13 protein-coding genes are annotated in these 13,524 nt (G+C 61.6%); 9 read left to right on the forward strand and 4 right to left on the reverse strand.

The genetic code is table 11. The features are described 5' to 3' along the window. Nucleotides 1-110 precede the first annotated feature (110 nt). The 9 genes from hemE (at nucleotide 111) to ACX80D_RS02135 (ending at nucleotide 9,916) form a co-directional block, all read left to right on the forward strand. Entirely contained in the window at nucleotides 111-1,166 is a 1,056-nt protein-coding gene (hemE, locus tag ACX80D_RS02095; protein ID WP_459320913.1) for a uroporphyrinogen decarboxylase, read from the forward strand. A 72-nt stretch (nucleotides 1,167-1,238) separates the two neighbouring features. Next, nucleotides 1,239-2,771 carry a protoporphyrinogen oxidase gene (hemG, locus tag ACX80D_RS02100; RefSeq protein ID WP_459320914.1) on the forward strand — a complete coding sequence of 511 codons (1,533 nt, stop codon included), beginning with the start codon at nucleotides 1,239-1,241 and terminating at the stop codon, nucleotides 2,769-2,771. A gap of 73 nt (nucleotides 2,772-2,844) precedes the next feature. Beyond that, entirely contained in the window at nucleotides 2,845-3,540 is a 696-nt protein-coding gene (hemQ, locus tag ACX80D_RS02105) for a hydrogen peroxide-dependent heme synthase (protein WP_459320915.1), read from the forward strand. Continuing rightward, the gene (locus ACX80D_RS02110) at nucleotides 3,537-4,700 is read left to right on the forward strand and encodes a ferrochelatase (RefSeq protein WP_459320916.1); all 1,164 of its coding nucleotides are present in this window, start codon (nucleotides 3,537-3,539) and stop codon (nucleotides 4,698-4,700) included. The genes hemQ and ACX80D_RS02110 overlap by 4 nt, the downstream gene beginning before the upstream one ends. Before the next feature lie 17 nt (nucleotides 4,701-4,717). Beyond that, the gene (hemC, locus tag ACX80D_RS02115; protein ID WP_459321133.1) at nucleotides 4,718-5,701 is read left to right on the forward strand and encodes a hydroxymethylbilane synthase; all 984 of its coding nucleotides are present in this window, start codon (nucleotides 4,718-4,720) and stop codon (nucleotides 5,699-5,701) included. Next, entirely contained in the window at nucleotides 5,698-6,603 is a 906-nt protein-coding gene (locus tag ACX80D_RS02120; RefSeq protein WP_459320917.1) for a uroporphyrinogen-III synthase, read from the forward strand. The genes hemC and ACX80D_RS02120 overlap by 4 nt, the downstream gene beginning before the upstream one ends. Nucleotides 6,604-6,617: 14 nt before the next feature. Continuing rightward, complete coding sequence (hemB, locus tag ACX80D_RS02125) at nucleotides 6,618-7,598, forward strand: porphobilinogen synthase (RefSeq protein WP_459320918.1); 981 nt, start codon at nucleotides 6,618-6,620, stop codon at nucleotides 7,596-7,598. A gap of 67 nt (nucleotides 7,599-7,665) precedes the next feature. Then, nucleotides 7,666-8,985: a glutamate-1-semialdehyde 2,1-aminomutase gene (gene hemL, locus ACX80D_RS02130; RefSeq protein ID WP_459320919.1), complete on the forward strand. Its 1,320-nt coding sequence runs from the start codon at nucleotides 7,666-7,668 to the stop codon at nucleotides 8,983-8,985. 382 nt (nucleotides 8,986-9,367) lie between these two features. Further along, nucleotides 9,368-9,916, forward strand: coding sequence for an MOSC domain-containing protein (locus ACX80D_RS02135; protein ID WP_459320921.1), 549 nt, complete (start codon nucleotides 9,368-9,370; stop codon nucleotides 9,914-9,916). A gap of 73 nt (nucleotides 9,917-9,989) precedes the next feature. Here the strand turns inward: ACX80D_RS02135 and ACX80D_RS02140 are convergent, their stop codons facing one another. From ACX80D_RS02140 to ACX80D_RS02155, 4 genes are all read right to left on the reverse strand, one after another. Further along, nucleotides 9,990-10,727 (reverse strand): amino acid ABC transporter ATP-binding protein, encoded by a 738-nt coding sequence (locus ACX80D_RS02140; RefSeq protein WP_459320922.1) that lies wholly within the window; start codon nucleotides 10,725-10,727, stop codon nucleotides 9,990-9,992. A 3-nt stretch (nucleotides 10,728-10,730) separates the two neighbouring features. Then, nucleotides 10,731-11,489 carry an amino acid ABC transporter permease gene (locus tag ACX80D_RS02145; protein ID WP_459320923.1) on the reverse strand — a complete coding sequence of 253 codons (759 nt, stop codon included), beginning with the start codon at nucleotides 11,487-11,489 and terminating at the stop codon, nucleotides 10,731-10,733. A gap of 6 nt (nucleotides 11,490-11,495) precedes the next feature. After that, a complete protein-coding gene (locus tag ACX80D_RS02150; RefSeq protein ID WP_459320924.1) occupies nucleotides 11,496-12,431 on the reverse strand; it encodes an ABC transporter substrate-binding protein in 936 nt (311 codons plus the stop codon). A gap of 336 nt (nucleotides 12,432-12,767) precedes the next feature. Further along, on the reverse strand, nucleotides 12,768-13,454 hold the full coding sequence (locus ACX80D_RS02155; protein ID WP_459320925.1) for an exonuclease domain-containing protein: 687 nt from the start codon (nucleotides 13,452-13,454) through the stop codon (nucleotides 12,768-12,770). Nucleotides 13,455-13,524: the final 70 nt, after the last annotated feature.

Raw genomic sequence — 13,524 nt, forward strand, 5'->3', positions numbered from 1 at the left:
ACCGTCAGTAAAAAGTGTGATTCTGATTACCGGTGACGCAACTGCTGCACCCTCCTACGGTGACAGCTTGTGCACAAAAGCCACTCAGATTGGCTATGTAGGGTGGTGCCATGACACTGAGCCCAAGCCACCCCCTGATGGATGGCCGCACCGCCAATTCCCCGCTGATCACCGCGTATCGAGGTGAAAAGCCCAGCCGCACCCCCGTCTGGTTCATGCGCCAGGCAGGCCGATCGCTGCCCGAATACCGCGAACTGCGGGTGGGTACCACCATGCTGGAATCGTGCCTGAAGCCGGCCATGGCCGCTGAAATCACCCTCCAGCCCGTTCGCCGCCACGGCGTGGACGCAGCCATTTTCTTCTCCGACATTGTCATTCCGCTCAAGCTGGCTGGCGTGGGCGTGGACATTGTTCCCGGCGTTGGTCCGGTCCTGGACAAGCCCATCCGTACCGCCGCGGACATTTCTGCGCTGCCCGAGCTGAGCGATGAATCCCTGGATCCGATCCGCGAAGCTGTTGCGCTGACAGTCGCCGAGTTGGGCAACACTCCGCTGATCGGTTTTGCCGGGGCCCCGTTCACGGTGGCCGCCTACATGGTGGAAGGCAAACCCTCCCGCGACCATCTGGGCCCGCGCACCATGATGCATGCGCAGCCTGAGCTGTGGGAAGAACTGATGAACTGGGCTGCCGACGCCTCGGGCAAGTTCTTGCGCGCCCAGCTGGAAGCTGGCGCCAGCGCCGGTCAGCTCTTCGATTCCTGGGCGGGGTCGCTGGGACTGGCCGACTACACCGAACATGTGGCCCCGGCGTCGTCCAGGGCCTTTGACCACGTCCGCGATCTTGGCGTTCCGCTGGTCCACTTCGGCACCGGAACCAGCGAACTGCTGGGGGCCATGCACGCGGCAGGCGGGGACGTCATGGGCGTTGATTACCGGCTGCCGATGGATGAGGCTAACCGCCGTCTTGGCGGTTCGGTGCCGCTGCAGGGCAATATTGATCCGGCCCTGCTCAACGCACCGTGGGAGGTGCTGGAGAAACACGTTCGCGAAGTGCTGGCGGCTGGCTCCGCGGCGCCTTCACATGTGGTGAACTTGGGGCATGGAGTGCCGCCGGAAACCGATCCGGCCGTCCTGACTCGCCTCGTTGAATTGATTCACTCCATCTAGCATCTAGGTCAGATTTGGCCCACGCTAGATTGGCCCGCACCGCAAACCGTCCCAGTCGCAAAAGGGGAGACCATGGAAAACCGCAGACTCGCAGCTAAGGCCCAGAAGCCACAGAGCCATCCGGCTCCCAACCAGGCAGTGGTGGTGGGTGGCGGAATTTCCGGGTTGGTGGCAGCGCTGGATCTGCAGGCGGCCGGTTTCCAAGTGAGCATTTACGAGGCCGGCTCCGCGTGGGGCGGCTGCGTTGGTGTTCATGAACTGGCTGGAGTGAAGCTTGATAGCGGAGCGGAATCGTTCGCGACGCGGAACACTGCTGTTGCGGATCTGGCCACCGAGCTGGGTCTGGGGTCCAAGATCGTGACCCCTGACCCGGCCGGCGCCTGGGTGTGGCTACCCGAGGGACCGGTGCCGTTGCCGCGCACGGGAATCCTGGGGATCCCATCAGATCTCACGGCGCCTGAGGTTAAGGCTGCGCTGGGTTCCGCCGGTGTGCTCCGGGCCGCCCTGGACGCCAAAATGCCCGTCACCATTGGCACCACCGAGGCCGTGAGTAGTGTGGCAGATCTGGTCCGTCACAGGATGGGAAAGCGGGTGCTTGAACGCCTCGTGGCACCCGTTGTTGCGGGCGTACATTCGGCTGATCCGGAACTGCTGGACGTTGACATGGTGGCCCCGGGGCTGCGCGCGGGCATCCGCGAACACGGCTCCCTCGCCGCTGCCGTCGCCGCCCAGCGAGCGGGAGGCAGCAAGCCCGGTTCCGCCGTGGGTGGGCTGGAAGGTGGCATGCATACGCTCATCAGCGCCCTCGTTGCGGCGTTGCAAAAAGCGGGCGTCGCCATGCATTCCGGGCACCGCATCAAGGCAATTTACCGTGGCGATACGCAGGAACCGAAAAAGACTGAAACCGCGTACGACGGCGATGAGCCGTTGCGCTGGATCGTGGACTGGGAGCACGGCACAGAACGCGGATTCGAAGCCGCCAACTTGCTGGTGGTGGCCACCGACGGCCCCACTGCGGTCAAGCTCCTGGGGCAAGAAGTCCCCAACCTGAACGCTTTTGCCCCGGCGCCGGGCCCCGATATCAGGCTAGTCACTCTGGTGGTGGATGTTCCTGAACTCGATTCGGCACCGCGCGGCACAGGCGTCCTGGTAGCCCCTGAGGTGGATGGTGTCCGCGCCAAGGCCCTCACGCACGCCACCGCCAAGTGGGAATGGCTGGCTGATGCCACCGGCCCCGGAACTCACATCTTGCGCCTGTCCTACGGCCGTGCTGGCATAAAACCGGCCGACGCCGTCCGCCTCACCGCCCGCACACCCAGCGAGGAAGACCTGGTCACTACGGCCCTGCGCGACGCCTCAACACTCTTGGGGATTCCCGTCACCGAATCGGATCTCTTAGGCTCGGACATTGTCCGCTGGCAGGGCGCATTGCCGTTCGCCGCCGTCGGGCATCAGGGGAAAATCGCCAAGGTTCACGCACTCGCCAACGATGTTCCAGGGCTGGTGCTGACTGGGGCATGGATGAGTGGAAACGGCTTAGCAGCGGTAGTCAGCGGCACTCGCCGGCAGGTGCGCGCCGTGGTGGACGCCGCTGGTCGAGTGTGAGCTTGAGCACTTTCTACGCTTTGTAGAGAACTACGATTTAAGCTTTCGGGCCAATGGGTGCAAACTTGAACTCATGAGCCACACTTCTGCACAAACTGTCACTAAAACTCCTGCCGAGACTCCGTTCACTTTGTGGACCGTGTTCAAGCGGACCGGATCCTTCACGGGCGGGGAAGCAGCGGTGAGCGAATTCGAGGCACTCGTTGCCTCGCTGGCCACCGAAAGCATCACCCTGCGCGGAGCCTACGACGTTTCCGCGATGCGCAACGATGCCGACATCATGGTGTGGCTGGTGGGCGCCGAGGCCGAAGGCCTGCAGCGGGCCATTCGCAGCATCCGCCGCACCGAGCTGTTCGCAGCCACGGACATTGCCTGGTCCGCCATGGGCGTGCACCGCGAAGCAGAGTTCGCCAAGTCCCACGCACCGAGCTACATGGGCCCCAACGGCGCCAAGGGCTGGGTTTGTGTCTACCCGTTTGTGCGCTCCTACGACTGGTACATCTTGCCCGCCGAGGACCGCTCCCGGATGCTGCGTGACCACGGCATGCTGGGCCGGGAATACCCGCAGGTCCAGGCCAACACCGTCTCCGCCTTCGCCCTGGGCGACTGGGAGTGGCTGCTGGGCCTGGAAGCGGACAACCTGGTCGATTTGGTGGACATGATGCGTACCCTGCGCTACTCCGATGCCCGCCTGCACGTACGAGAAGAAGTACCCTTCTACACCGGCCGCTTCGTTGAGGCAGCCGAGATTGCTGAGGTTCTGCGATGAACAACCGTAAAGTAGCGCCCGCCGAATACGATGCCATTTTGCTGGCATCTTTTGGCGGTCCCGAAGGCCAAGATGACGTCATCCCGTTCCTGCGCAACGTCACCCGTGGCCGCGGTATCCCCGACGAGCGCCTCGAAGAAGTCAGCCACCACTACCGTGCCAACGGTGGCATTAGCCCCATCAACGCACAGAATCGTGCGCTGAAGGCGGCGCTGGAAGTCGAGCTCGCAGCCCGCAACATCGCCCTGCCCGTGCTGTGGGGCAACCGTAACTGGGATCCCTACATCCCCGCCGTGTTGCAGGATGCGTACGACGCCGGTCATCGCCGACTCTTGATGGTCACCACCAGCGCATACTCCTCATACTCTTCCTGCCGCCAGTACCGCGAAGACATTGGCATCGCCCTGACCGAAAGCGGTTTGGACGGCAAGCTAGCCGTGGATAAGGTCCGCCAGTACTTTGACCACCCCGGTTTTGTTGAGCCTTTCATTGAAGGCACTACTGCTTCGCTGGCCAAGGTGCGGGCCGAGTTGGCCGCCGCTGGTACTCCGGAAGCTCCCGTACACGTCATGTTTGCCACGCACTCAATCCCTACTCGGGATGCCGAAGCCTCGGGCAACTCCGAGTTGGAACTGCGCGCGTTCACCGAGAACTCGGCTTATGTGGCGCAGCACCTGGCCGCAGCCGAAGCCATCATGGCCGCGGTTGATCCGGACCAGGAATGGTCACTGGTGTACCAGTCCCGTTCAGGTGCCCCGCATGTGCCGTGGCTGGAACCAGACATCAACGATGCCTTGGCGCAGCAGGCCGCGGCTGGCATCAAGGGTGTTGTTGTGGTGCCGTTGGGCTTTGTCAGCGACCACATGGAGGTCCGGTGGGATCTCGATACCGAAGCCGCAGAAACATGCGCCGAGTTGGGCCTGAGATTTGACCGTTCCCCAACACCGGGAACACACCAAAAGTTTGTCAGCGGCTTGGTGGACTTGATCTGTGAGCGCACCATTGAAAACCACATTGAAGAGCGCCCGGCCATGACAAAGCTGGGTCCGTGGTTCGATGTGTGCAATCCAGGCTGCTGCGCCAACTTCCGTGGAGAAAAGCCCGCCATCTCAGAAGTGGGCAGCACCGTAGGCCTAGTCTCCTCGCCGGCTGGTTCCTGATCGTCGTGGCTGAGACACTGGCACATGTGAAAATTGGAACCCGGGGAAGCAAGCTGGCCCTGAGCCAGACCGGACAGATCACTGAGAAGCTCGCCGCCGTGGGAGGTTTTGAAACGGAGATTGTGCCCGTCAAGACCGACGGCGATGTACTCACCGGTCCGCTATCTCAAATGGGCGGCACTGGTGTGTTTGCCGCCCAACTGCGCTCGGCTGTTTTGGACGGCACAGTGGATGTGGCTGTCCACTCACTGAAGGATCTGCCCACCGCAGCAGTGCCCGGCCTGACATTGGCCGCGATTCCTGTGCGTGCTGATGCCAGGGACGCACTGTGCTCCCGCGACGGGCTCAAGCTTGCCGAATTGCCTGTTGGCGCCTCGGTTGGCACGGGTTCCCCGCGCCGCGCAGCTCAGCTTCTGGCTACCCGTCCGGATCTTCTCATTGTGGATATTCGTGGCAACGTGGATACCCGGCTGGCCCGGGTCCCCGGCTTGCCGGGTAACCCTGACGCCGAACGCGTGGATGGCAAAGTAGCTGATCTGGATGCAGTGGTGCTTGCAGCCTCTGGTCTGGGAAGGATTGGGCGGCTCGATACCGTCACCGAATTCCTGGAATCCGACATCATGCTCCCGGCCCCCGGTCAAGGCGCTCTCGCGCTGGAATGCCGCGTTGCTGACGCAGAACTGACAGGGGTGTTGGGGCAGTCGCTCTCCGCGATTGACCATCAGGACACGCGCTTGGCCGTCACCGCCGAACGTGCTCTGCTGGCCCGCCTCGAAGCTGGCTGCAGCGCACCGGTCGGTGCCCTAGCCCACCGCAAGGGCTCCATGCTTTATTTGGAAACCATTGTGGTCTCCCTCGATGGCACCCGCTCAATGCGACTCAAGAAGGCTACCGATGGGCTCACGAAGCTCGGTGCAACTCTTCTCGGAATAGAACTGGCCGAGGAACTCCTCGCTGCCGGTGCGGGTGACCTGGCGGATTTGGCCGGCACCGCGAAATGATCGAAAGCGGCGACGGCAGGCGTGGCGCGGCCGGATCTCTCTCGGGCTTGCGCGTCGCCGTAACCCGAAGTGCTGACCGGGCCGGGGCAATGGCAGACGCGCTTGCCGCGGCTGGTGCGCAACCGGTTTTGGTCCCCGTCATTGATTTTGAGATGGGCGAGCAAAAGGTTCTCGGGGATTCGCTGCGACGGTTAGCTGCGGGGGACTACCGCTGGTTGGTGATCAGTTCCATCACCACTGTGCGGGCACTGAAGCAATGGTGCGCGGCGGCAGGAACGTCGCTGGAAGCATTGATTCCGGCGTCCACCTCCGTGGCAACTATCGGCCCCACCTCTGTTGCCGTCCTGGCGGCAGAGGGAGTCCACGCTGTCCTAGCGCCGGTGGACTTACAGTCCGCGGCGGGCCTCGTGGCCCTCTGGCCCGAGTTCAGTCCCTCCACCGACGCCAGCAATAAGGTCCTGCTGCCGCAATCCAATATCGCCGAGCCCACCCTCGTGGAGGGCCTGTCCGCCCAGGGCTGGGCGCCAGAAATTGTCACGGCCTACAAGACCGTGGATTACCCGGCTAAACCTGAGCTACGGCTGACGGCTACGTTGACCGGCCGCTCCGGCAGTAGCCCCATCTCAGCGGACTACCCGCTGCTCAACCCGGCCGAAGCGGCAGGGGAGATCCGTCAGGGGGCGATTAACGCCGTCGTACTTGCCTCGGGAAGTGCAGCGCGCAGAGTGGCGGCCACCATGGCGCCGCTGCCACAGAACTGTCTGCTCATCGCCATCGGTCCGCCCACGCAGGCCGAAGCTCAGCGATTGGGCATGGTGGTTGCCGCGACCGCCACACACCCTACGCCTGAGAGCATCGTGGCCGCGCTGGCCCGGGCCCACACTAATTTTCTAACCCAGTAAGTTACGGAGTCTTCATGAGTTTCCCCCAGCACCGCCCCCGCCGCCTGCGCACCACCGCCGCCATGCGACGGTTGGTTAGCGAATACTCAGTGGCGCCTGCGGACCTGATTCTGCCCGTGTTTATTCGTGAAGACCTCAGCGAGCCCAAGCCCATCACCTCGATGCCGGGCGTTGTGCAACATACAACGGCGTCGCTGGTGGCCGCTGCACGTGAGGCCGTGACGCTGGGGTTGGGCGGCATCATGCTGTTCGGGATTCCGGCGGAACGCGACGCCACCGGGACTGCTGGTCTGGATCCCTTTGGCGTTCTGAACAAGGCCATTCGGGATGTGCGCGCGGCCGTGGGTGATGATCTGGTGATCATGAGCGATCTGTGCCTGGATGAATTCACCGACCACGGACACTGCGGAGTGCTGGATTCCGCTGACCAGGTGGATAACGATGCCACCTTGGAGATTTACGCCAAAATGGCTGTTGCGCAGGCTGCGGCGGGGGCGCACGTGGTGGCGCCGTCGGGCATGATGGACGGCCAAGTTGCCGTGATTCGCGAGGCACTGGACTCCGCAGGTTTCTCGAAAGTTTCTGTGTTGGCCTACGCCGCCAAATACGCTTCAGCGTTCTACGGTCCGTTCCGTGAAGCCGTTGATTCACAGCTCGACGGCGACCGCCGCACCTACCAAATGGACCCCGGTAACCGCACCGAAGCCCTCCACGAGGTTGAACTGGACCTCGCCGAGGGCGCGGACATCATCATGGTCAAGCCGGCCATGAGCTACCTGGATATTCTGGCCGATGTGGCAGCAATGAGCCCCGTACCCGTAGCCGCATACCAAATCTCCGGTGAGTACGCGATGATCGAGGCAGCCGCAGCAAATGGTTGGATCAACCGCCGCGCGGCCATTGAGGAATCGGTGCTGAGCATCAAACGCGCCGGTGCCTCCATGATTCTCACCTACTGGGCGGCCGAACTGGCCGGCTGGCTGCGCGAAAACTAACACTTCTTTTCTATCTGTCACCTTAGTATTTAGCCCTGAGCAATTTGCCTCTAGCCAAGGAATTTTCATGACCTCCTCGCAGGAACTTTTTGACCGCGCCAAGACCCTCATGCCCGGTGGGGTGAACTCACCCGTGCGCGCCTTTGGCTCGGTGGGAGGTACACCGCGCTTCATGGTCAACGCCAAGGGCGCCTACCTCACCGACGCTGACGGCCGCGACTATGTGGATCTGGTGTGCTCTTGGGGCCCGGCACTATTGGGCCACGCGCACCCGGATGTGCTGGCAGCCGTGCACGCCGCCGTGGATCACGGACTGAGCTTTGGCGCCTCCACCCCGGCCGAAAGCGAACTGGCCGCCTTGGTGCAGGGGCGAGTCTCCGGCGTCGAACGTCTACGCATGGTGTCCACAGGGACCGAGGCCACCATGACGGCTGTGCGCCTGGCCCGCGGATTCACTGGCCGGGACCTGATCATCAAGTTTGCCGGTTGCTACCACGGTCACCTGGACTCGCTGCTGGCGGCAGCAGGCTCAGGCCTTGCTACCTTGGCGCTGCCCGGTTCTGCCGGTGTCACTGCCGCAACCGCTGCCGAAACGCTGGTGCTGCCGTACAACGATCTGGCTGCCGTAGAGGCCGCCTTCGCCGCCCAAGGTGACCGGATTGCTGCCGTCATCACGGAGGCTGCGCCGGCCAACATGGGCGTTGTGACACCGGGGGAGGGGTTCAATGCGGGCCTCTCACGCATTACCACCGCCCACGGCGCGCTATTGATCCTGGACGAGGTCCTCACCGGATTCCGGGTTGGCGCAGCAGGCTACTGGGGACTGACCGGCGGCTCTGCTGAGTCAACTGAGCGCTGGACCCCTGATCTATTCACCTTCGGCAAGGTCATCGGTGGAGGTTTGCCCACCGCTGCTTTGGGTGGCCGCGCCGACGTCATGGATTACCTGGCCCCACTGGGCCCGGTCTACCAGGCAGGCACGTTGTCCGGAAACCCGGTGGCCATGGCGGCCGGTGTGGCCACGCTGACCGCAGCCAACTCTTCCGTCTACACCGCGGTGGATGCCCGCTCTCTAGAACTCTCAGCTGCACTGTCTTCTGCGTTGGCCACCGAGGGCGTTGACCACTCGATCCAGCGCGCTGGCAGCCTGTTCTCCGTAGCGTTTGGCACCTCGAGGAACGGCGTTCACAACTACGACGACGCACAGGCCCAGGAAGTGTTCCGCTACGCGCCATTCTTCCACTCCATGCTGGATTCCGGGGTCTACCTGCCGCCGAGCGTTTTCGAGGCCTGGTTCCTCTCAGCCGCCCACGACGACGCCGCCATGAACCGCATCTTTGAGGCCCTGCCGGCCGCGGCGAAAGCAGCAGCAGGGGCCACCGCGTAGCCTTTCGGGTCCTTGCCCGAGGGTCCACGCGTGATCGACACGCGTGATCGACACGCGAATGCCGCCGTTTCCGCTATCTGTCAAGGTTCACGCCTAGATTAGTCGTGGAAACGGCGGCATTTTCATCTCCGCGGCGCCGTTGAGAAACTGCTTCCGGTCGAGTGGTGCCACTTTGTTTATACGCAGCCCGGACCTCTCGAATTGCGGTGCAATGAAAGTGACGCACTCTAGCCGGGGTTGGCGTGCGTATAAACAAAGTGGACTTCGTTTATACGCCAAACCCACGGCCGAGTCCGGCGCATAAGAAAAGTGGACGGAACCGCGTCATGGGCGCACCAACTTGGCCACCTCAAGAAGAAGCAAGATATGCCAGACTAACCGGGTGAACACTATTGTGCAGATTGCCGCAGTCCACCGAGACACTGCCCACCGCTTCAGCAAGGAACCGGTGGAGCAGATTGATCTCGAAGCAGGGCTTGGCGTGGTTGGCGATGCTCACCGCGGCGTCACAGTGCAGCACCTCTCCCGAGTCCGAGCAGATCCCACGGCGCCGAATTTGCGCCAGGTGCACCTGATTCAGCAAGAGCTCTTCGAATGGTTGGCGCCGAAAGGGTTCAACGTTGCCCCTGGCCAGCTGGGGGAGAACGTGACCACTCAGGGCATCGACTTGCTGGCACTCCCGCGCGGCACGCGTCTGCACCTGGGCGAATCCGCCGTAGTGGAGCTGACGGGTCTGCGTAATCCTTGTGCCCAGATCGAGAACTTCCAACCAGGCTTGCTGAAGGAGCTCGTTGGCTACGACGACGGCGGGACCTTAGTTCGCCGGGCAGGCGTCATGGGGGCGGTTCTCACCGGCGGCGTCATCAGCCCAGGTGAGGGAATCGCCGTCGTACTTCCACAGGGACCGCACGAGGCTCTGGAACGCGTTTAAACAACTGTAGGCCTGGAGAGGCTCACTGCACCGACGATCCGGTGAGCGAGCCAATCCAGGCCCACAAAAAACGCTAGAGGACGTCTGAGAGGAAGCCCTTCAAACGGTCCGTCTTCGGCTCGGTGAATAGCTGATCCGGTGGACCGGTCTCAACCACCACGCCGCCATCCATGAAGGTGACGGTGTCGGAGACGTTGCGCGAGAAGCCCATCTCGTGGGTCACCACAACCATGGTCATGCCGCCCTTGGATAGATCAGTCATGAGCGCCAGAACGCCCTTGACCAGCTCGGGGTCCAGTGCCGAAGTGGCCTCGTCAAAGAACATGACTTCGGGCTCCATAGCCAACGCGCGAGCAATTGCCACACGCTGCTGCTGGCCACCGGACAGGTTCCCGGGGCGGGCATCAGCTTTGTGAGCCAAGCCCACCAAATCCAGCTGTTCCATGGCCTTGGCGCGAGCCTGATCCTTGGGCATCTTGCGAATCTTGATGAGCGCCAACGCCACATTGTCCAGCACCGTTTTATGGGGGAACAAGTTGAACTGTTGGAACACCATGCCAATACGACGGCGGAGCTCATCCGGGTTGTCCTGCAGGACGGACATGCCGTCTAGCAGGATGTCGCCCTGATCTGGTTCAATCAACCGGTTCATGACGCGCAATAGCGTTGACTTGCCCGATCCCGAAGGGCCAATGACCGAAGCCGTGGTGCCCTTGGGTACGTGCAGGTCAATGCCACGCAACACTTTGTTGGAGCCGAAAGCCAGATGGATATTTGTGGCTGTTAGGGATCCTGATGAAAATTCGCTCATGGGCTAGGCTCCCTTTCCAATGACTGCAGCGGCCTCGTCAGGCTCAACCTTCTGAGCTTTGCCTTCACGCATGCGCTTGTCCATAAAGTTCACCAAGTGGGTGAGCGGGATAGTCAGGCACAGGTACAGCAGTCCAGCGGCTACCAAGGGGGAGAGGTTTCCTGTATTGGCTGCAGAATCGTTGCCGATGCGGAAAATTTCACGCTGGCTGGCGAGCAGACCTAGCATGTAGATCAACGAAGAATCCTTGATCAAAGAGATTAATTGGTTCACCAGCGCTGGCAGAACACGGCGGATTCCCTGGGGAATGACCACCAGTGTCATGGCTGAGCCGTAGCTGAACCCCAGAGCGCGGGATGCCTCGAGCTGACCCTTTTCGACGCTTTGAATACCGGAACGGAAAATTTCACCAATATAGGCCGCGGCCATGAGGGACAGCGCCAAGATTCCCAGAGGGTAGGGGTTGGTGCTGCCTGTCAGCATGCGGAATACCGGACCCAAGCCAAGACCGATGAGCAGAATGGTCAAGATGGCAGGTAGGCCACGGAAAATGTCCGTGTAGATCCTGGCAATCCAGCGGGCTATGGGATTGCGGGCAATGCCCATGACCGCCAAGATCATGCCCAGAACACACCCGATAATGGCCGATGTGACGGCCAGAATCAAGGTGTTCGGTAGTCCGACTGTCAGCATTTCGGGGATTACTGCCCCCATTGCCTCCCAGTCGAAAAACGTTTTTGCGAGTTGCTCAAGTACATCCATTTATTACTAGGCCTTCGGAACTACGACGGCCTTGGAGCCCGGGGTCCAGTCTTCGGGCATGGGACGTGTGGGGTACCACTCCTTGGTCAGTTCGGACCAAGTACCGTCAGCGATGACTGCATCGAGTGCGGAGTTCAGGGCGTCGGTCAGAGCCGTGTTTTCGGAATTTACGGCGTAAGCGGTGAAGTTCTGGGTGTTGACAACTTCTTCAGCGATGACAGTGTCGTCGCCTTCCTTCACCTGGCCGGTGGCCTGCTGGGAAGGAGCAACCCAGGCGTCAACCTGGCCGTTCTTCAAGTTCGCGTAGGCGGTGTTGTAGTCGGCGAAGCGTACCGGTTCGATCTTCAGCGTATTGGAGACGTAGTCGTCCTGGACGGTGCCGGTGACGACTGCGATGCGGGTGTCTGCCTTCAGATCGGCGAAGCCCTTGATGGCTGAATCTGTCTTGGCAACCACTGCCATGTAGCCGAAGTCGTAACCGTTGGTGAAGCCAACGTTCTTGCGGCGAGCATCAGTGGTGGAGATTGAGGAGGATCCGACGTCGAACTGCTTGTTCTCAACCTGTGCAAGCAATGCCGAGAAGTCAGTGGACTTGAATTCGACCTTCAATCCCAGCTTCTCACCCATGGCGCGGAGGAGTTCGTTGTCGTAACCCGTGAAGACGCCATCCTTCAAGAAGATGTTCGGCGGGGCATCGGAGAGCGTTCCCACGGAGATCGTGCCCGGGGTGGTCAGACCGAGAGCTGCAATGTCGATCTTGTCCAAGGCAGTGACATCCGCGGTGGTGTACTTATCCAGCGAGACCTGGTCGCTACCGGCGAGGGCGTCGGTGGGCTTTGCGGAGTTCGTTGCATCCGTGCCGCCGCCGCAAGCTGCGAGGGTGAAAGCCAGTACAACGGCGACCGGGGCGGCTGTGAGCCACTTCAGGGCAGATTTCTTCATCAAACATTCTCTTTCATTGCAGGAGCCCAACCCGAAGGACTGCCCGAGTGGGATAAGCGTGACGTGGGAGTGCGGGGAAGAAACTCTCAGGAGTTTCTTAGCAGAACTCAACCAACGGAACTAAATTATGTCACCCCGCCGGAAATTATGGCGGATGCGAACTAATGCGAAGTAAAGAGGGTGTTCGAAGAAATAATCGGCGAACATTGGGGCGTTCATCAGGGCAGCGATCATGCCCTAGCCAGCGCGAGCGCACGACTGACGCGCAGGAGGCTGTTCGGCTCTCAGATTTTCTTTGTGATTTAGCTCATATGAGCGGGTTTTTGGGCCCTCAAGTCAGGGCAGAACGGGCCAATTGCCCTCGATGACGGCGGCGGGGTCCTTGACACGGCGCAAATAGGCTTGGAAATCAGCGGCCTGGTCCCGGGCCCACCCCACCTGGGCGTTGTGCAGATCCATCACATCGATGCGCAGTGCGCTGTATTTTGCCGCCAGCGCATCGGCCAGTCGGAGCGTGGCTTCGGCGTCGGCTGCCGAGGTGTGGGCATCCTGGAGACTGATCCCGTATTCCTCACACAACGCCACCAGTGTCCGGCTGCCCTTGCGGAATCGATCCACGTTCTTGTTGCAGATGAACGGGTCGATGACCGGGGCCGCGGTAATTTGGGACAGACTGTGGCGGCGGGCCTCATGGGCCAGAACGGTGAAGTCGTAACTGGCGTTGAAAGCGATCACGGGGATGTTGTTGGCAAACAGTGTTGCGAGCACAGCGCCAACCTCGGCCGTGACCATATCTGAAGGGCGGCCGTTCTCGCGGGCGTGCTCGGTGCTGATGCCGTGGATGGCGGCAGCCTCTTCCGGAATTTCCATGCCGGGATCAGCCAACCACTCATGCGTATCCACCACGGTGCCGCCCTCATCGACCACAACAATTGAGGCCGTAACGATCCGGGCCGTGCGGGGATCCTTGCCAGTGGTTTCTAAATCAAAGGCGGCACGAGGATGCATATTCCAGCTAGTCATGACACTTACGGTACCGGTTGGCACCGACATTTATTGCAGCCACGGCCCGTTCACCAGCTCAGCCGTGGCA

Source organism: Arthrobacter sp. Sr24, assembly GCF_054511175.1.

Bases quoted from the DNA above. Each gene is read 5' to 3' on its own strand.
- ACX80D_RS02110 (WP_459320916.1), top strand. From the start codon at position 3,537: ATGAACAACCGTAAAGTAGCGCCCGCCGAATACGATGCCATTTTGCTG.
- ACX80D_RS02120 (WP_459320917.1), top strand. From the start codon at position 5,698: ATGATCGAAAGCGGCGACGGCAGGCGTGGCGCGGCCGGATCTCTCTCG.
- ACX80D_RS02145 (WP_459320923.1), bottom strand. From the start codon at position 11,489: ATGGATGTACTTGAGCAACTCGCAAAAACGTTTTTCGACTGGGAGGCA.
- ACX80D_RS02140 (WP_459320922.1), bottom strand. From the start codon at position 10,727: ATGAGCGAATTTTCATCAGGATCCCTAACAGCCACAAATATCCATCTG.
- hemL (WP_459320919.1), top strand. From the start codon at position 7,666: ATGACCTCCTCGCAGGAACTTTTTGACCGCGCCAAGACCCTCATGCCC.
- hemG (WP_459320914.1), top strand. From the start codon at position 1,239: ATGGAAAACCGCAGACTCGCAGCTAAGGCCCAGAAGCCACAGAGCCAT.
- hemE (WP_459320913.1), top strand. From the start codon at position 111: ATGACACTGAGCCCAAGCCACCCCCTGATGGATGGCCGCACCGCCAAT.
- hemQ (WP_459320915.1), top strand. From the start codon at position 2,845: ATGAGCCACACTTCTGCACAAACTGTCACTAAAACTCCTGCCGAGACT.
- ACX80D_RS02150 (WP_459320924.1), bottom strand. From the start codon at position 12,431: ATGAAGAAATCTGCCCTGAAGTGGCTCACAGCCGCCCCGGTCGCCGTT.
- hemB (WP_459320918.1), top strand. From the start codon at position 6,618: ATGAGTTTCCCCCAGCACCGCCCCCGCCGCCTGCGCACCACCGCCGCC.
- ACX80D_RS02155 (WP_459320925.1), bottom strand. From the start codon at position 13,454: ATGACTAGCTGGAATATGCATCCTCGTGCCGCCTTTGATTTAGAAACC.